Annotated in this window: 10 protein-coding genes; 8 read left to right on the top strand and 2 right to left on the bottom strand. The window is 67.2% G+C overall.

Annotation, left to right across the window (positions count from 1 at the left end):
- The first annotated feature begins 601 nt into the window (after nt 1–601).
- Entirely contained in the window at nt 602–5890 is a 5289-nt protein-coding gene (locus tag ACTZWW_RS08500) for an AAA domain-containing protein (protein WP_444780513.1), read from the top strand.
- A 29-nt stretch (nt 5891–5919) separates the two neighbouring features.
- On the opposite strand, the gene ACTZWW_RS08495 is transcribed toward ACTZWW_RS08500, so the two are convergent.
- On the bottom strand, nt 5920–6990 hold the full coding sequence (locus ACTZWW_RS08495; protein ID WP_444780512.1) for a hypothetical protein: 1071 nt from the start codon (nt 6988–6990) through the stop codon (nt 5920–5922).
- Nucleotides 6991–7171: 181 nt separating this feature from the next.
- Entirely contained in the window at nt 7172–7417 is a 246-nt protein-coding gene (locus tag ACTZWW_RS08490) for a DUF2188 domain-containing protein (RefSeq protein WP_444780511.1), read from the bottom strand.
- 340 nt (nt 7418–7757) lie between these two features.
- Between ACTZWW_RS08490 and ACTZWW_RS08485 the strand changes: the two genes are divergently transcribed.
- The 7 genes from ACTZWW_RS08485 (at nt 7758) to ACTZWW_RS08455 (ending at nt 17574) form a co-directional block, all read left to right on the top strand.
- Complete coding sequence (locus ACTZWW_RS08485; RefSeq protein ID WP_444780510.1) at nt 7758–8429, top strand: hypothetical protein; 672 nt, start codon at nt 7758–7760, stop codon at nt 8427–8429.
- A gap of 41 nt (nt 8430–8470) precedes the next feature.
- Nucleotides 8471–10711, top strand: a complete 2241-nt coding sequence (locus ACTZWW_RS08480) for an AAA family ATPase (protein ID WP_444780509.1) — start codon at nt 8471–8473, stop codon at nt 10709–10711.
- Between the two features lie 736 nt (nt 10712–11447).
- Nucleotides 11448–12128: a hypothetical protein gene (locus ACTZWW_RS08475; RefSeq protein WP_444780508.1), complete on the top strand. Its 681-nt coding sequence runs from the start codon at nt 11448–11450 to the stop codon at nt 12126–12128.
- On the top strand, nt 12125–12340 hold the full coding sequence (locus ACTZWW_RS08470; protein WP_444780507.1) for a hypothetical protein: 216 nt from the start codon (nt 12125–12127) through the stop codon (nt 12338–12340). The genes ACTZWW_RS08475 and ACTZWW_RS08470 overlap by 4 nt, the downstream gene beginning before the upstream one ends.
- Nucleotides 12337–14592 carry a hypothetical protein gene (locus ACTZWW_RS08465; protein ID WP_444780506.1) on the top strand — a complete coding sequence of 752 codons (2256 nt, stop codon included), beginning with the start codon at nt 12337–12339 and terminating at the stop codon, nt 14590–14592. Before ACTZWW_RS08470 ends, ACTZWW_RS08465 begins: the two co-directional genes overlap by 4 nt.
- Nucleotides 14534–15685: an ATP-binding protein gene (locus ACTZWW_RS08460; RefSeq protein WP_444780505.1), complete on the top strand. Its 1152-nt coding sequence runs from the start codon at nt 14534–14536 to the stop codon at nt 15683–15685. The genes ACTZWW_RS08465 and ACTZWW_RS08460 overlap by 59 nt, the downstream gene beginning before the upstream one ends.
- Nucleotides 15682–17574, top strand: a complete 1893-nt coding sequence (locus tag ACTZWW_RS08455) for a TniQ family protein (RefSeq protein ID WP_444780504.1) — start codon at nt 15682–15684, stop codon at nt 17572–17574. The genes ACTZWW_RS08460 and ACTZWW_RS08455 overlap by 4 nt, the downstream gene beginning before the upstream one ends.
- Nucleotides 17575–17849 lie beyond the last annotated feature (275 nt).

The raw sequence follows: 17849 nt of genomic DNA, 5'->3' as shown, positions 1-17849 counted from the left end.
ATCGTACGAGCAGGAGGTCGCTCATGCTTTCCGGGATTTGGAACCCTGATTATAGGAGCCGCCGCGCGGCGGCAGGAGCAAGCGTGCTAGCAGCGGTGCTAACGTTGCCACACGAAATCATCCTATACCTCGGGATCGTCGCAATCGCTCTGGCGGCCATCGTCTCGATTCGTGACGTCGTTGTGGCACTCGCGTCTGTTTCGGCGTCGACTGAAGGCAAGCTATCTGTGTCTCCGTCGTGCGTAACAACACTCCCGTCGGCGCGCCAGTAGCGCACCGGTTGCTGGACCATATGCGTCTCGTCCTGATGGTGCGGATCGGCGCGTGAGCCTCGCGCCGATCCCATGCGATATGCATTATGGGTGCTGTAACTTTCAACGGGCGCACCAGTCGTTCTACCTGCGGGACGCCGGCAAACAGCATCGCTGCGGACATCCCGCGAGCTTTCAGCGCTTTCCCCTGCCGAACTTGCGTGCTGCCGCGGTTATCAATTTGCAGAGCCTCCAACGTGCGATACGATCTTAACCGCACCGTTCCCGTGCGGCGATGTTTCCCGTTGGCCATCGTGGCGAACCTCCATTCGATTATCTGAGCCGCTTCAATGACCGAGCCTACCGACCGCGAACGCCTCTCGGGCCTCGTTCACTTCGCAGCGGAGCTGCTGAAGGCGCGCGAAAAGACGACCATGCGCCTCGCCGAGTACGGGCTCGGCGTTTTTCACCAGAAGGAGATCGCCGATCTGCCGGGCATCCGCTTCGGTCGGGATGAGACTTGGCTCGCGATCGATCGCCTCCGGCCGACGGAGGGGCCCGGGCCCGATCCGATCTTCGACGGATGGGTCGTCGGCGATCTGGACGACCCGGTCCGCGGGCCTCGCCTCGAGGACCGGGTCGCGCTGGTCGTGACCGTCGAGGAGGCGTCCGATCTCGCCGAGGCTGGCATCCTTGAGGAGGCCGACGTCCATCCGTACCGGACGCGGGCGGAGCGCCAGCAGGACGAGGACGGCAACGACGTCGACCCGCCGGTCTCGGCGACCCATGTGTACGTCGTCCTCAGGACCGAGCGCATGCCGGAATGGCAGGCGCTCTTCGACGAGTGGAAGGCGCGCAGGTGGCAGCCCTGGGCGGATTCGGAGCGCCCCCGGCGGCGCACGATCGCTCTCTACCAGGTGCTCTACCGGCTCCACAGCCTGATGCAGGCGGGTAGCGATTCCAATGTTCCGGAGGTCGTCTGGGGCATTGGTGTCGCCCGGTGGGAGCCCGAAGAGCTGCCGCAGATCGACATGCCCCTGATCGAGAAGCCGTGCGAGCTTCTCTTGGAGGAAGACGGGACGCTCGTCGTCGGGCCCCGCTCACTTCCGGCCGTGGTCAACCTGCGTCCTTTCCGGGCGATCGAACTCGCAGAAGCCGACCGAGCGCAAGGGCCGCTCTCCAGCCAAGTCGATGCGCGCGCCGCCGATCCGGACGTGCCGCTTCATCCGCACGACCCGGTGAGCTTCGAGGACATCCTCATCGGGGCCGCCAATCGCCTCTCGTCGTCGGCGCGCTTCGTTCCGGCGGTCGAGGTGCCACTTGGGGAAAAGCTACCGCTGCCGGCGGGCGAGCTCGCCGTCTACGGCACCTGGGTGATTTACGCCCGTCCGCGCTCCGAGGACCTGCGCCAGCAGGATCTGAGGCGCATCGAGCAGGAGATCCGGAAGGCCTCCGAGGATCGCCTTCAGAAGCCGCTGGTCGGCTTGGTGAAGCCGCCGTCGGACGAGAAGATCGACGCCGGCGTCAACCTCGTGGACTGGGGCTTCACCCGCACGGAGTTCGGCACCGAGAATGACAGCCGGAACGGCGGAGGCGCGGGCGCCGGTCGCGGGAGCGGAGGAGGAGTTCGGGGCGAGCCCGAGCCGGCGGTCGCGAAGAGGTCGGCCTACTTCTTTCCCCTACCGTTCAATGCCGAGCAGGCCGAGATCGTCGACACCCTTGAGCGCGAAGACATTGCCGTCGTGAAGGGGCCGCCGGGCACCGGCAAGACGCACACCATCGCCAACGTCATCGCCCACTATATGGCGACGGGCCGGCGCGTGCTCGTCACCGCACGCACCGCCGAGGCCATTGCGGCCGTGCAGGACAAGTTGCCCGCCGAGCTCCGCACCATGACCATCGCCGTCGTGCACTCGGACCGCGAGGGTGCAAAGCAGCTCGAGGAAGCCGTCCAGGCCTTGGCCGGCGAGGCCGCGTCCGCGCAGACGCATGAGATCGAGCGGCGCATCATCGAGATTCAGGACGAGATCGTCCGGCTTGAGCAGGAGATCGTCGGGATCGACGCTTCCCTCGGCGACATCGCCAGGGCCAACCTCGGGGCGGTCGATTACAGCGGGACCGATTACCTTCCGATGGACCTCGCGCGTGTTCTCGCGGAGGAGGAGCCGCAATTTGCATGGTTCACGGATCGACCAGCGGCGGACGGGAGCGGGACCCGGCTCGGCGAACTCGTCGACCGGATCGTTCAACTCCGTTCCGACCTCGGGGGCGATCTCGTCTATCTCGGTTCGTCGTTTCCGGCGCCGGAGGTTCTGCCGAAGACGGCGGACCTCACTGCGGCGATGCGCCACGAAGCGAGCCGGAAGCTGGCGGCCGCCGAGGACTACAGCGGCGCGCCGCTGCTCGTTCTCGATACGCTCGAAGACGAACGACGGGCCCGCGAGGCGCATGTCCACCTTATCAAAATTTCGGCGGAAATCAGCCAGTTCTCTCCGTCGGCGAGCCACCTGTACGCCAGGCTCGTCGAGGAGGAACTCGCAGGGGGACACGCCGGTCCCGTGCGCGGCTGGATTGACCGAGTAGTCGAACTCGCGGTCTTTCGGGCGCGGATCTCGCCCCAACCGATCCGGATCCCGGATTTCGGATCCGGTGAGAGGGCGGAAAAGCTCGAAATGGCTGTCGCCCGTCTCGCAGCTGGGGAGAAGCCGTTCGGGTTTGCAGCCGCGCTCTTCGCGCAGGATCTCAAGCGGACCCTCGACGAAGTCCGGATCGGTGACGCGGCCCCGCGCACCCCGGAGGATTGGAGCCGGGTCAAGGCTTATCGGCGCTGGCGGGCCGAGCACGACCGCTTCTTCGCTCAGTGGAACGAAGAGCCTCGTCTTCCCCGCTTGGCGGACGATCCGGACGAGTTCCTCGCCGCCGTCAAACGTCTGCGCGAGGAGTTCGAACGAGCCTGTGATCTTGCCGCCGCCGCTCCGACGATTTGTCAGGTCGTGTCGTCTCTCTTTCCCTACGGGTTGGACGTCGACAAGGCGGTTCGCTCGGGCGACTTAGCGCCGATCCTCTTCGCCTTCCGGGCCAACCTGAAGGACGATGCCGACCGGACCCATCCGGCGCTCGAGACCATGCGCAATATTGCAGACAGCGGACGAGGGCCCCTGTTCGACAACATGGCCGACCTCGCCCGAGCCATCGCCGAGGGGACATGTACAGAGCCCGAAATCGTCGAAGCCCGTGCTGCGCTCACCCGCGAGCTGCAGCATCTGGCGGGGCGCTCCAAGGCGCTTGAAGAGTTCTCCGCGTGTCTCGAGCTGTTGGCGAAGCTCGGCGCACCCGCTTGGGCGAAGAGGCTTGCCGATCCGTCCCTCGACACCCGGGAGATCGTGCGGCCCGACTGGGAGAAGGCCTGGGCCTGGGCGGCTGCGCGCCACAGGATCGACGGCATCCTGGGCCTCGAGAACCCGGCGACCCTGTCCGCGCGGAAGGCGGAGCTTGTCACCCGCCGCGCGCGGCGCTTCGAAAGGCTGATCCGGGAGCGCACACTTCGGGGCCTGAAGGGGCACCTGACGGACAAGATCAAGCAGGCGCTCGTCTTGTTCACGACCGCTATGCGCAACCTGGGCGCAGGTACAGGGCAGAGCGCGCACCGCTGGCGACGTCAGATTCGAGAGGCGGCGCTCGACGCCGCGCCCGCGGCGCCGGTCTGGATCATGCCGGAATATCGCGTCGCCGAGCAGTTGCCCGCGACCCTCGGCTCGTTCGACCTCGTCGTCCTCGACGAGGCCTCTCAGTCCGACGTGACCGCCTTGGGCGCCCTGGCACGCGGCAAGAAGTGGCTCGTCGTCGGGGACGAGCAGCAGGTGAGCCCGTCCTCGGTCGGAATGCCCCAGGCTCAGATCGACGCCCTGCGGGCGCAGTATCTACGGCATATCACGATTCGCAACGCCATCGACCAGGACACTTCGATCTTCGACATCGCGTCGATGATGTTTCCGTCGGCGCATGTCATGCTGCGGGAGCACTTCCGCTGCGTCGCGCCGATCATTCAGTTCTCGACCCGCTTCTACGGCGGCCGCCTCATCCCGCTTCGCATCCCGAAGGCCTCCGAGCGACTGGATCCGCCCCTGATCGACATCTTCGTCGCCGACGGCGTGTACAAGTCGAAATGGAACCCGCAGGAGCGCGACGTCATCGTCGAGGAGATCGCCAAGATCGTTACAGACCCTGCCATGCGCCACCGGACGATCGCTGTCATCTCCCTCGTCGGGTCCGTGCAGGCCGAGCAGGTCGAGCGCGCGCTCATCAGCCACCCCATGATCGGGCACGAGGCGATCGAGCGGCACCGCATCATTTGCGGCGACAGCCGGACTATGCAGGGCCAGGAACGCGACATCGTCTTTCTGTCGATGGTGCAGGCGGGCAAGGTCCCTGCATTGACCGCCCGCTCCATGGCCCAGCGTTTCAACGTCGCGATGAGCCGCGGGCGCGACCGGGTCTACCTCGTCCGGTCGCTCGCGGTCTCCCAGCTCAAGGCAGAGGACCTGAAGCGTCAGGTCATCGAGCACTTCGCCCAGCCCATGCCCTCGGGCCGCAAGCTCGACGGCAAGGGCGTGCTCGATCGCTGCCAATCGGGGCTAGAGCGCGACGTTTGCCGCCGCCTCCTCGACGCCGGCTACCGCGTCCGCTCTCAGGTCGAAGCGGGACCCTATGCAATCGACTTGGTCGTCGAGGGCGCCGAGGACCGGCGGCTCGCGATCGAGCTCGATGGCGACAAGTTCCACGGACCCGATCGCTGGGACGACGACATGCGCCGCCAGGCCGCCCTCGAGCGCGCCGGATGGGTGTTCTGGCGGGTATTCGGCTCCCAGTGGAATACCGAGGCCGAGTTCTGGTGGAGCGACCTCGTCGCCACTCTGGAACGGCTCGGCATCCAGCCGATCGGAGCCGACGCCTCGCCGGACGTCTACACCGAGTATCGGCGCGTCGCAGGCGGCAAGCTCGTCGGCGCCGGCGGCCTTCCCATGGATGATGCCACCGATCTTCCGATCGCGGAGGACTTGCCGGCTGGCGATGATGCCGTCGCGAGGCCGGATGCAGAAGTCGCGGCCGAGGTGCCGCCTGTCCCGTTGGCGCCGCCGGAGTACTCGGCTGTGCCGCAGGCCGCGGCCGCGCCGGCAGGCGAGACGGCAGCCGCTCTGGTGCAGGAGGCGACGGGCGGGCTCGTCGGCGTCACCGATCCCGGCATCACGTTCGAGCCCTTCGTCGAGGAGCGGCGAGAGCAGGGGCTGCGCGAGGAGCTGTTCGCCATCGCCGAACGGATGGCCGCCGCACCCGACACGGCCCCGGCCGCCGATGTCGGCGGGGACCAGGAGAGCATGCGTGGCCTCTACGGTGGTCTCGTCGTCACGCCGGGGGCGACCGTGCGCGTCCGCTACCTCGACCGCGACAAGGTCATGACCATCGTCATCTCCGATCGGGAGAACGCACCCGATAAGGGCGTCGTGCACGTCGGGCAGCCGCTCGCCCAGGCGCTTCTCGGCGCGGGCGTCGACGAGGTCGTCGCTTATGAGGTCAACGGCGCCGAGCAGGAGGTGCTCGTCGAGGAGATTTTCGATGCGGTGTCAGTGGCTGCAGAGTAAGGCGCTAGCACTCTCGCTTCCTGTTTAGTTCACACGATTACAATTCGAGTTGCGTCATAAATCACATACCGCTGCGCCTCTTTTCTTAGGGTTGCGGCCGTGGTGAGCGGTTTTGGGTTCCAAAGGTTCCAGAATGGGCCGCTAATCTGAGGCCAAGATGCGAACGGTAGCTGAACGATCAACTCCGCCAAGTCATCAGCTGCCTTTTTCACCCAGGGCTGCTCGCTCGGCATCGCATACACTTGATCCGCCCGGTCAAGAATGGCGGCCTCCAGCGCATCTTTTGTCAGGGAACTGGAAGCCGCTCTAGCAACATCAACGCCGGCAAGGCCGATGGCCGTGAGGACCGCGACATAGTTATGGTCCCGTCGAAGAAACGGGAGTAATTGACCGGCCGTTGGCCTGTCATCATATTTTGACATGATCTGAATAAGATTTCGATATTCTCCATCCCAGACGCCGGCGTTGATAAAGTCACCTTCTTTGAAGCGATCATAAACTTCGGGGTCAAAATGCTCAGATCCATAAAAAAATGATCCTGTCTCAAGAAGCTCGGCCTTGAGTTCATCCCATTCCAGGCCCTTTATCCAAAAAACATCTAAATGAGTTGCAAATACCTCTTTAGTCAAGGGCAAGCTTACATATACCTCACTTACGCCCGCGTGATATACGTCGTAAGCTGATATCCATAGAAATCGGCTGACAACGGTCTCAATACGTTCCGCTGTCATTCCGATTTTGAAATCGACTAGTTCCTGAATGGACTGTCGAGCTTCCAAAACTGAATGCATCGTATTTTTTAGTCGAATTGCTTGACTTGGATCGTGTTTGGCTAAGTTGTATAGCTCACGCAATGCATGAAGGCGGCCTCGGTGCGCTTTGCTGATACCAATTGATTTTAATCTATTAATTAGTACATCAAACGTCTCAGTTGTTGCCGATCCCGGGAAGATTGCTGACTTGAAGAAGCGCTCGACTTTAGATCCAAGACGCTCAACGATATGGCGGACGTCAGCGTCGGAATAGTGCTGAAGCTGCAGATGTTCAAGCGCTGCAAGTGCCGAATCGAACTCGGAGATCATCTCTTCGCCACGTGTCATCGGTCGACTATCTCCGTCTAATGGCTCGCGTGTTGGTGATTCGCGGACTGGCGGTCGGTGTCGCTCTCAGCCATTTCGTCAATGATTTTGCGCCTGACGCCTGCGTGAAGTCGCGGCCATGCATAGCATAGCCCCCCTGCTGCCTCGGTTGAGCATCAGCAGCGTGGAATCGGCATTCGGCTCAGCGTTTGTCGCGTGGCGGGTTCGGATCTCGTCCGGGTGAGACTGTGTCCTTGGCGCGAATGCCTCCTTTCGCGCGCTGGATGCTCATCTCCCCGCCGCCCTGGTTGCCCAGCATTCGTCGAGCGGCGTCGATCGCGTCCCGCTGCGTGTTGTGCAGCGTCGAAGCGCGGCTCGCGTCATTCCGCTTGTTGGCCCACTTCCCATCCGATCTCTTCGAAATCATGCGATCTTGGTCCTTGCTCATCGACATCTCTCCTCGGCTGAAGCCACGCTAGATGTCGGTACGCAGGCGTAGCCGTGCAAGATGCTCGGCGGGTCGTCTCCACATTGACGCATTGCGCGATGCACGGGGGCCATCGACCCTTGGATCGGTCCACCCGAAGCCCACCACCTATTGCGTGCGCTGCGCCACCTGTCCAAATGTCTTCCCAAGCCTGTTGACTCTCTGATCCACTTCTGTTCCTACTTCGATCCATGAACGAAGTGCTAACCATACGCATAGGGGTAGCCACCCTCTGAGCCGGGCCCGTCTTCCGTCGGGCCCGCGAGCCCGATCCTGCGCGCAGCCGCATGGGAGACCCTTCGTGACCACTTCCAATTCCTTTCCCAGTCCCACCCGCCGAGGCGCCCCGAGCCGCAAGGCCGCCGGCCGCTTGCCGACGGCGAGCCGGCTGGGCGCGGACTTCCTCACGCTCTGCGACCTCGATCCGGAGATCGTCGCCGTCTCGCGCGGCGACGTCACGCTCGAGTTCACCGGCGGGATCGGTCATCAGCCGGCCTATCGGCTCGTCCTCGAGGGCGGAGCGTCGATCCTCGCCGACGTCGTTCCGGATGCGTCGGCCTTGCCGGCGCCCACGCAGGCGATCGCCGATGCGGCCGCGGCCGCCGGCCACGGCTACCGGCTCGAAACCGCCGCGACGCTGCGCGCCGAGCCGCGCTTCACCACCATGCGCCTCATTGCGTCCTGCCGGCGTGTTCGTGTCGGCGCAGGCGACCGCGTGCGCATCCTCGCCGCCCTCGACGAGGCCGGCACGCTGCCGCTCATCGAGGCCGCCTCCGCCGCCCGCGGTGCCGTCGACGGCGTCGCCGCCGTGCTGGCGCTCGCCTGCGAGGGGCTCGTCGCCGTCGATCTCGACGCCCCGCTCGGGCCGGAGACGCCGGTACGCCGGGTCTCCCGAATATGCGCGATAGCCGGCGCCGTACGTGCGCCCTCCGCCATCACCACCGACCGACGAGACCTGCTGCCGACCGGGTGACGCCACGCGAGCGCCCCGGGGCAACCCGTGGAGCGTTCGCCATGACCGAGAAGCCCCAAAACCGCGCCGCCAGGCGCAAGGCCGCATCCAAGCGCAGCAAGACCGCGCCGGCGCACGAGATCGCGCCGACGGTCTCGGCCGAGGCGCCGGCGAAAGCCCCGCCGAGGAAGAAGCGCCGTGGCCTGCCGCCCCTGGCGCCGAGTCCGTGGCCGGCGCCGAAGGAAGGCGACCCGCCCGCGCACCGCGAGGACGATACCAGATGGCCGGGCGACGGGCCGACGCTCGAGGAGCTGCTCGTCTCGTGCGACGAGGACATCGACGAGCTGGCGACGACGCCCGGGTCCGCCGGCGGGGAGTTCCCGCCACACTGGGCCGGCGCCAACCTGATGACCGGGTCGGCCGACCAGATCCTGGCGCATCTCGCTGTCGGGCGCGCCCTGCCGGCGGAGATCCTGCAGGGGCTCGCGGCGCGGCGCTCGCTGGCTATCGCGATCGTCATGCCCACCGAGACCTGGAGTGCCCACGTCCAGGAGGCGCTCGACGCCCTCGTGTTCGCCAACCGGGCGGGTCTTTCGAAACAGGACTCCGTCGCTGGACAGCATCACGCGCTGTTCGCGAGCAGAGGGCCCACGGCGAAGACCAACGCCGCCAACATGCGGGAATTCTCCCGCTCGTTGGCGCGCGGCGGTCGGCTCATCGTCCATACCGAAGCCGAGGCCAGCCTCCCGCCTGAGCTGCGGTTGATCCTCGATGCGATTATCACCATCCCGCCGCCGGACCCGGCGCTCCTCGCGGAGACGATCCAGATCATCACCGGCGACGCCCCGGATGCTTCGCGACTCGAGGGGCTCGGCGGGCTCTCCCTGGAGACCATCGCCATGGCGATCCGCCGCCGCTCGACCGCGGAGGATTGCGCCCGACGCTTGCGCCTCGCCGGCGAGCGGCTGATGTCGGTCCACGTCGACGACAGTGTGCCGCCGCTCGAGACCATCCCCGGCTACGGCGCGGCGGGCGAATGGGGGCTCCGGCTCGCCCGAGACTTCACTCGGCTGCGCGCCGGGGAGACGATCGACCTGCCGCGCGGCATCCTGCTCTCGGGGCCGCCGGGGACCGGCAAGTCGATGTTCGCCCGCGCGCTCGCCAAGAGCTGCGGCGTGCCATTGACCGTGACGTCCGTCGGCGACTGGTTCGCCACGGGCGAGGGCCATCTCGGGGACATCATGCGCACCGCCAAGGCCGCGATCACGCGGGCGCGGACGATCGGCGGCATCCTGTTCATCGACGAGATCGACTCGATCTCGCCGCGCGATGCCGAGCACGGACGCAATCGCGGCTTCCAGGTCCAGTTCGTCAACGGCATCCTCGGCATGATCGACGGCTGCCTGGGTTCCCCCGGCTTCGTGCTCGTCGGCGCCTGCAACGACGCGGAGCGCGTGGACGCGGCGCTCCGGCGGGCCGGGCGCCTCGACCAGACGATCGCGATCGGGCTGCCGGACGCCGACGCGCGAGAGGCCATCCTGCGCATGCATCTCGCGGCGGATCTCGTCGACGCCGACCTCGGGGCGATCGCACGCGGGACGGAGGGCCGGTCTGGCGCCGACCTCGCGCTCTACGTCCGCAACGCGCGCCAGGTCGCCCGCGACGAGGGGCGCCCGCTCGCGCTCGTCGACCTCGTCGCCGCCGCGACTCCGCCGGATCCGCGCGGGCCGGCGGAGCTGCGCACCTGCGCCATCCACGAAGCCGGCCACACCGTCGCCGCCCTCATGCTCGGACATCGCATCGTGCGCGTCGACGTCATGCTCGACGGAGAGACCGGCGGCGGGCTCGTCGTCGAGCGGCGGACCTACGTCAAGACCCGCGCCGACGTCGAGGCCGAGATCGTCATGCTGCTCGGCGGGCGCGCCGCCGACGAGGTCCTCGGCGCCGGTCCACACGACGGCGCCGGCGGGCACGCCTCCAGCGATCTCGCCCGCGCGACCAGGCTCGCTATCGCGATCCATGCCTCGCTCGGCCTCGGAGCGAACCTCGCCTACCGGGCGCCGACCGAGTCGGCGGAGGTGGCGGCGCTCTACGACGCGTCCCTCCTCGAACGCGTCGAGGCCGAGCTCCAGGGTCTCTACGAAGTCGCAAAGGACCTGATCCGGGCGCAGGCGGACCTCTGCCTCGCGATCGCGGAAGCGCTCGTGTCCCGACGCGTTCTCGACGGGCGTGAGATCGAGGAGATCGCGGCCGCGTCGGCGAAGGCATCCGTTCTGCGACGCCAGGAGGGGAGAGGGGCATGATCGCCTACAGCCCCTCGTATCGTCCCGTCGCCATCCGCGGCGGCGAGGCGAATCCGCGACGACCCGCACGCCGACGCGGCGATCGCGAGAGTCCGAAAAGCTCGAGCACGCAAGGCTTTGGCGAGATCACACTCCTGTCCGCAATGCAGGATCCGGCCGACGAAACGTCTCCGCAAAAAAATTCGAGCGGTCGAATCGCGCAGTTTTCGGAGCACAGTGGGCTGTGGCGGATCGTCGCAGCTGGCGACGGACTGCTCGATCGCGCCGGCGCGGTCGACGAATCCGCGGAGTCGGCGGAGGTGTTGGGGAGATATCCCCAACATCTTGACTCCCGGGGCCTGCGGAGTCCGCGTCTATCACCGGCAAGGATTCGCGTCAGGCGAGCGTCGAGACGCACTTTTCAACCGAAGCGATTCTCGAGAGAGTCCGATTCGTCGATTCGCTCGAGCCAGCAACGGTCCAAGTGAAACGACCACCCCCGGCGGCGCGGCCGCCGTCGACCCGAACGATGGAGGCGCCATAGCACAGTCCACAAAAACGAAACGCCCGAGCCGCAGAGCGACCGGGCGCCTCGTCGTCGGAAGCCCTTCCGGGTCCCCGCACTAGCACCCGCAATCTGACCGATTCCGGGGCGGGCCGCAAGGGCTTCCGACGACCTCACCCGACTTGTGCCTCTCCAGCGCGACCGCACCTCGGTCGCGAATGGGAGCGGCCGTCCCAACGGAACGAGGTCGCCATGAGCACTCATCCCGATTTGACACTGCCCACGCCCGCCCTCGGGGCGCGTACGCCCGCCATCTCCTCCAAGGCCGCCGTCGTCGTCGACATGGTCGTCGAGGACGCCGACGGCTCCCTTCGCGAGCTGCCGGTCGAGAGCTGGCTCGAGCGCAAGACCGCGCTCGTCCTGACCTACCGCCAGGACGTCGTCCGCGTCGTCGAGCAAAGCCCCGTCGTGCGCTATCTCGACAACGACAGCAAGCCGCGCCGGCACACGTTCGACTTCCTCGCCACCTTCGTCGATGGCCGGCGGATCGCCTTCGCGGTCAAGCCCGCCGTCATCGCCGAGCGGAAGGGACTGCCGGCCCTCGTGCGGCGCATCGCGGCGCAGATGCCGCGCTCCCTCGCCGACGGCGCCTGCCTCGTTACCGAGAACGACATCGACCCCGTCGATCTCCGGAACGCCGAGCTCATGGACGCCTGCCGCCTCGGCGATCCCGCTGATGACGCGGTCGTGCTCGCCGCCGCGCAGCGCTTCTCCGGCGCCGTCACCATGAAGAGCCTCGTCGAGGCCGCTGGAATCGAGGGTCGCGGCTATCGCGCCGCGATGCGCCTCCTCGCCTCCGGCAGCCTGCAGACGCTCCGGCACCAGATCATCGGCGACCACACGCTCGTCGCCAAGGTGGAGGACGCGCGATGAATACGTGCTTCACCGCCGAGGATCGCATCCACTGGAAGGGACGGGAATGGATGTGGCTCAGTTCCGTTGCGGGCGGCCACTTCCTCATCCGCCAGACCGAAGACCGTTTGGTCGTCTTCGGCTTCGTGACCCAGCGGGAGCTGGAGCGCCTTCTTCTCGCGGGACGCTTGAAGATCGTCGCCGCCCCCTCCTCACGGGAGGACGCGCGATGAGCAAGCCCATCAAGCCCCACCCCTCCATCTTGGTCCAGCCGCCCGGCTCCGCGTCGCGCTACAACCTCACGCCCGAGGATCGCATCCTCTTCGAGGGGCGCGAGTGGAGCTGGCTCCAGACCACCGAGATCGGGCAGGTTCTCCTCGCCAAGTCGGACGGCCCGAACGCCGTGGCCGAGACCTTCACGCACGAGGAATTCCACCGACACCTCCAGGAAGGCCAGCTGCAGGTCGACCGCGGCTGGTACTCGCCGCATTGCGCCGTCGCCCGCGCGCGATACGACGAGCAGATCGTCGCCGCTCTGGACCCAGCTCAGCTGAAACGGCTGTTCTTCCGCGAGGCCTGGGCTCGCATTTTCCTCGACTTCGAGCGCGACGGGCGCGTCAAGCGGACCGAGGCCTCAATCAAGGCCGCCATTCCGCAAATGCTGATCCAGATCTTTCTGGACCGGTCCGAGGAGCGCGCCGGCGACAAGCGCAAGGACGCTCGTCGCACGTTCACGATGAACGGAGCGCCCTGCGCGAAGTCGATCTTGACCTGGGCCGTTTCTTACGGCTTCGGCGGGCTCGCCGCCCTGCAGGACGACTGCATGAAGTCGGGAAACCGCAGCGCACGCATGCTGCCCGACGCGATCTCGCTCCTTCACAAGGTCGTCCGCAAGTACGCCGACCCGTCGCGTCCCACCAAGGCGGCCATTGTCCAGGAGGTCAAGGACACCTTCGCCGCCGAAAACATCGCGCGGGCGCAAGCCGGTCTCTTCGAGCTGCGGGTGCCCGGCAAGGACGCGGTGTTCGGCGCCATCAAGCAGCTCGACCCGTTCGAAACCGACGTGCGCCGACTCGGCATCGAGAAGGCCCTCAAGAAGCACGCCGCCGTCGGCGCCGGCCTCGTCGTCGAGCTGCCGCTCGAGCGGGTCGAGATGGACGAGTGGAAGATGGACGTCCTCGGTTTTCTCGCGAAGGCCGGCATCGTCGAGAAGCTCAGCCCGGAGATGCGGGAGGCGATCAGAGTCGGGCGCTGGCTCCTCACCATCGCCATCGATTGTGCCACCCGCTGCATCGTCGCCCTGCGCATCTCGCAGGTCGCCTCGGCCGACAGCGCCATCGCCGCCCTCGAGATGATCACCCTCGACAAGAAGCAGTGGGCAGACGCGGTCGGCGCGCTCAGCCACTGGTTCATGCACGGCACCCCCGTCCAGATCGCCACCGACAACAACCGCGCCAGCTTCAAGTCCAAGCGTTTCCGTCTCGCGGCCAATGCCATCGGATCGCACCTCGTGCGCCCGCCCGCCGGCGTGCCGCAGCTGCGCGGCACCATCGAGCGCGTCTTCGGCACCATCGCGATCAAGCTGATGTGGCGCCTCACCGGGCGCACCTTCGCCAACATTTTCGAGCGCGGGGACCACGACCCCGAAGCCAACGTCGCGCACGATGTCGATACCCTGATCGTCGCCGTCGTACGCTGGATCGTCGACATCTACCACAACACACCGCGCGCCGAACTCGGCGGGGAGACCCCGATCCAGGCGTGGCGGCGGCTCGAGCGCACCAAGGGGGCGCCCCCGCCGCCCTCCTTGCTGAAGCGTCGCCTGGCGTTCGGAAGCGTCCTCAAGCGGCCGGTCACCAACCGCGGCATCCGCGTGCTCGGCGTCGACTACACCTCGCCGGAGCTGATGTACGTCTTCCGCCACACGCAGCAGCGCGAATTCGAGGTGCGCTGGCTCGCCTCCGACATCGGCGGCATCCTCGTGCGTCTTCCGGGCGGCTTCGTCGAGGTCCCGGCCACCCACGCCGACGTCTTTCGAGGCGTCGACGCACCCCGCTGGCTCGCCGCGGGTCGCGACATGCGCAGCCGCCTCAAGGCGAACGAAGCGGCCGAGGCGGAGACCATCCGCAAGGCGCTCGCGGCCATCGACGAGGTCGACCGCTTCGCCCGCGGCCGCGCCGGCATCGTCGCCGAGGACTGGAGCTCGGAGCGCATCGCCCGCGAGGAGGCCCGCACCTTCGGCGCCTTCCGCATGGGCGAGCCCAAGGCACGTAGCGTCGAGACCGGCCCGCGTGACCTGCTCGCGAACGTCGTCTCTGCGGGCGGCGACACCGCGCAGGCGCCGGCGGACGACAACTCGGCCCCGGTCGCTCCGGCTCCGCTCGAGGGTGCCGCGCCGGCTCCACGCCGCAAGCGCGCCAAGGGCGGTGACGCGCCGACCGTCGAGACGCCGGATACCCCCGCCGACCCGACCGAGCTCGAATGAACCCGATGCCGTCGGCGCCTGCCGTGCCGGCGATCCATCCAACACCAACTCGGAGATAGTCCCCATGTCCAACACACCGGAATTCGATCCCGATCACGGGCCCGAGTGCAACGATCCGCAGACCACCATGGATCGGCTGAACCGCCTCACGGTGCCCCGTCCCGAGGACAAACGCGCCCGCAAGCTCTTCAACGGCCTGCTCCGGGCGGATGGCGCCGGGCGCCCGATCCCGCAGCCCAAGCTCTTCGGGTTGAACCGAGAGGCACGCGGCCTCGTCATCACCGGCGCCAGCGGCGCCGGAAAGTCCACTCTGGTCTGCAAGCTCTTCCGCGGCCACCCCGCCTTCCCGGGCTTCGATATCCCGGGCCACGAGTGCAAGATCCTTTCGCTCATCGTCCCGAGCCCGGCCAACCTGAAGTCCCTCGGCCACACCGTGCTCGACCGTCTCGGATGGCAGGTCGGCAGCCGCTCGACCGAACGGTTCATCTGGAAGACCGTGAAAATGCGCCTGCACGAACTGGGTTACTCCGTCGTTCACTTCGACGAAGCCCAGCGCCTGCTGCGGAACGGGTCCGACATGGAGATCGACAAGATCTGCGACAACTGGGTCGATCTCATGCAGCAGCCGAACCCCATGATCCTCGTCCTCTCGGGCGTCGAGGGGCTCCTCGCGGTCGTGAACGGCCACAAGCACGCCCGCCGGCGTTTCGACAGGCTCCCGCTCGCGCCCATCTCCACGTTCGACGCCAAGACGATCGAAGGCGCGATCGCCGGATACTGCAAAGAGGCCGGCATCGGCTTCGATCGCGGGGATCACGTCGTGCAGCGGCTGATCCACGCCTGCAACTCGACCTTCGGCACCTCCATCGAGATGACGCTGAAGGCGATCGAAGAGGCCATCACCGAAGGCGACGGCACGCTCACGGTCGCACACTTCGCGGAGGCCTATTGCGCTCGCAGCGGCTGCCTCCCGTTCGAGAACCCGTTCCTCGTCGAGGATTGGCATGCGACCCATGCCTTCGCTGCCGACAAGGACGACGGCGACGATACGGACGAGGCCGAGACCGCCGGCAAGGGAAAGGGCAAGAAGTGACCAGCCTCCTCGTCCTTCCCGTTCCGATCGTCGACGGCGAACCCTTCGCCTCGTTCGTCTCGCGCCTCGCCGCCCGGAATACCGGCGGCTTGCCGCGCGCGTTCGCCGAAACTCTCGGTATCCCCTGGCAGGACGTCATCGACGCCACCGACGACGCCCGCGCCGTCGTCGCCGGTCATCTCAAGGTCGATCCGGCGACCATCGGTGCCGCAGGTCCGCGGCGCGTGGGCGAACGCACCTTCCTGTTCGAGGCCGAACGCGTCCCGCGGACCTTCCTGCGCCGCGCCGGCATCCACGCTTGCCCCGCGTGCCTGCGCGACGATCTCGCGACCCGCGGCGGGCGGCCCGAGATCGCCTGCACACAGCGCGCCACGTGGCAGATCGCGCATCTGCGTACCTGCCCCGTCCATCGCCTGTCGATCGTCCAGATCGGCGCCGCCGCCACGCCCGAGCGCCTCGGGGATTTCGCCGAGACGATCCGGCGCGCTTGGCCGCACCTGAACGCGCTCGCGGCCAAGGCCGTCGCGCGTGAGCCGAGCGGGCTCGAGACCTACATCCTCGACCGCCTCGCCGGGCGCTCCGGTCCCGCCTGGCTCGACGCCAACACCCTCTACGCCGCCGCCCGCGCCTGCGAGATGATCGGAGCCGTCGCGATCCACGGCGCCCACGTCAAGATCGACGACCTCGAGGACGACGCCTGGCACCGCGCCGGCGCCGCGGGCTACGACATCGCCGCCGGCGGTGAGGATCGGATCCGCGACTTCCTCGCCGACGTCCGCGACGCCTGCCCCAGCGACGCCGGCCAGATCGGCATGCGCGTGATCTTCGGCACCCTCAACGAATGGCTCGCCCACGGCGACGAGATCGGGGAGGCAGGGCCGCTGCGCGACGTGCTGCGCAGGTTCGTCACCGACACGATGCCGGTCGGCCCCGGCGACGTCGTGCTCGGCCATACCGTCCAGCACCGGACGCTGCACTCGGTCTACACCCTCCACAAGACGAGCGGCGCCCACCCCAAGCGCTTGCGCAAGATCCTCGTCGACGCCGGGCTCGTCACGGCCGACGACCCGCGCTCCGACCACCTCGTCACGGTCCCGGCCTCGGCGGGGGAGGCGGTCGCCGGCCGGGTCGCTGGAGCGCTCTCGCTGAAACAAGTCGAGGGCTACCTGAATTGCCCGCGCGTCCACACCAAGCTCCTCGAGGAGCGCGGCTTCATCACGCCCGTCGTCGACGCCGAGCACCGGGGGCGCCTCGCCAAGCACGCCTTCGCCACCGCCGATCTCGACGACTTCCTGGAGCGCCTGCTCGCGCGCGCCGCGCCCATGCCGGCCCCGGGGGAGGGGATTGTGCCCATCCCCGGCGCCGCCAAGCGCGCCTGCTGCTCCGCCATGGAAATCGTCCGGCTCGTCCTCGACGGCACCCTGCATAAGCTCGGGCGCGATCCGCTGGTCGAGGGCTACCTGTCCCTTCTCGTCGACGTCGAGGAGGTGCGCCGTCACACGCGGCTGGAGGTCGAGCCCGTCGGGGTTCCGCTCCGGGAGGCCGAGCGCCGGCTGCGCACGTCCACCGCCGTGATCGAGGCGCTGATCGCGCCGGGGCCGGACGGGGAGGCGCCGATTCTGGAGACGGTGACCGCAATCAACCCGGTCAACCGGTGCCCGCAGGTCGTCGTGCCGTTCGCCGCGCTGGAGGCGTTCGAGCGCGAGTACGTCGGGCTCATGGCGCTCGCGAAGGAGACCGGGATCCACCAAGTCCAGCTCCGGAAACGGCTGGACGTGGCCGGTGTGGTGCCTGCGTTCGAGCCGGATAGGGTCGGGGCGCGGTTCTACGCGCGAGCGGCGATTTCTACTCTCTTCGGTGGCGACAAAATTGGTATAACTTGTCATTAGTTGCGTATCGACGCGTGGTGTGCTAGATGTTCTTCATGTTCGACCTCCGACGTGGAGAACCGTTGTGACCGATATCGCCCATCCATCCCGAACGAAGCAGCGGAAGCGGCGAGAGCGTCGTGCTCCGTGGTACCTCACGCCGATCCCCTACTGGCTGATCGTTCTGGTCTTGAGGATCACGGACTCGGTTATCTCGCAGGCGCCCACAACACTCTTGTGATCGATGCGCTAAATCTCAAGGCCCGTGAAACTCGGGCCGTTCTTGCGCGATCGCT

This window comes from Salinarimonas sp. NSM, from assembly GCF_052380005.1.
Lineage (GTDB): Bacteria > Pseudomonadota > Alphaproteobacteria > Rhizobiales > Beijerinckiaceae > Salinarimonas.
Note: the sequence above shows the minus strand (reverse complement) of the source record. Positions and strands in the feature narration are given on the sequence as shown.

Coding starts and splice junctions, on each gene's coding strand:
- ACTZWW_RS08490 (WP_444780511.1), bottom strand. CDS start 7,417: ATGAGCAAGGACCAAGATCGCATGATTTCGAAGAGATCGGATGGGAAG.
- ACTZWW_RS08475 (WP_444780508.1), top strand. CDS start 11,448: ATGAGCACTCATCCCGATTTGACACTGCCCACGCCCGCCCTCGGGGCG.
- ACTZWW_RS08480 (WP_444780509.1), top strand. CDS start 8,471: ATGACCGAGAAGCCCCAAAACCGCGCCGCCAGGCGCAAGGCCGCATCC.
- ACTZWW_RS08495 (WP_444780512.1), bottom strand. CDS start 6,990: ATGACACGTGGCGAAGAGATGATCTCCGAGTTCGATTCGGCACTTGCA.
- ACTZWW_RS08470 (WP_444780507.1), top strand. CDS start 12,125: ATGAATACGTGCTTCACCGCCGAGGATCGCATCCACTGGAAGGGACGG.
- ACTZWW_RS08465 (WP_444780506.1), top strand. CDS start 12,337: ATGAGCAAGCCCATCAAGCCCCACCCCTCCATCTTGGTCCAGCCGCCC.
- ACTZWW_RS08500 (WP_444780513.1), top strand. CDS start 602: ATGACCGAGCCTACCGACCGCGAACGCCTCTCGGGCCTCGTTCACTTC.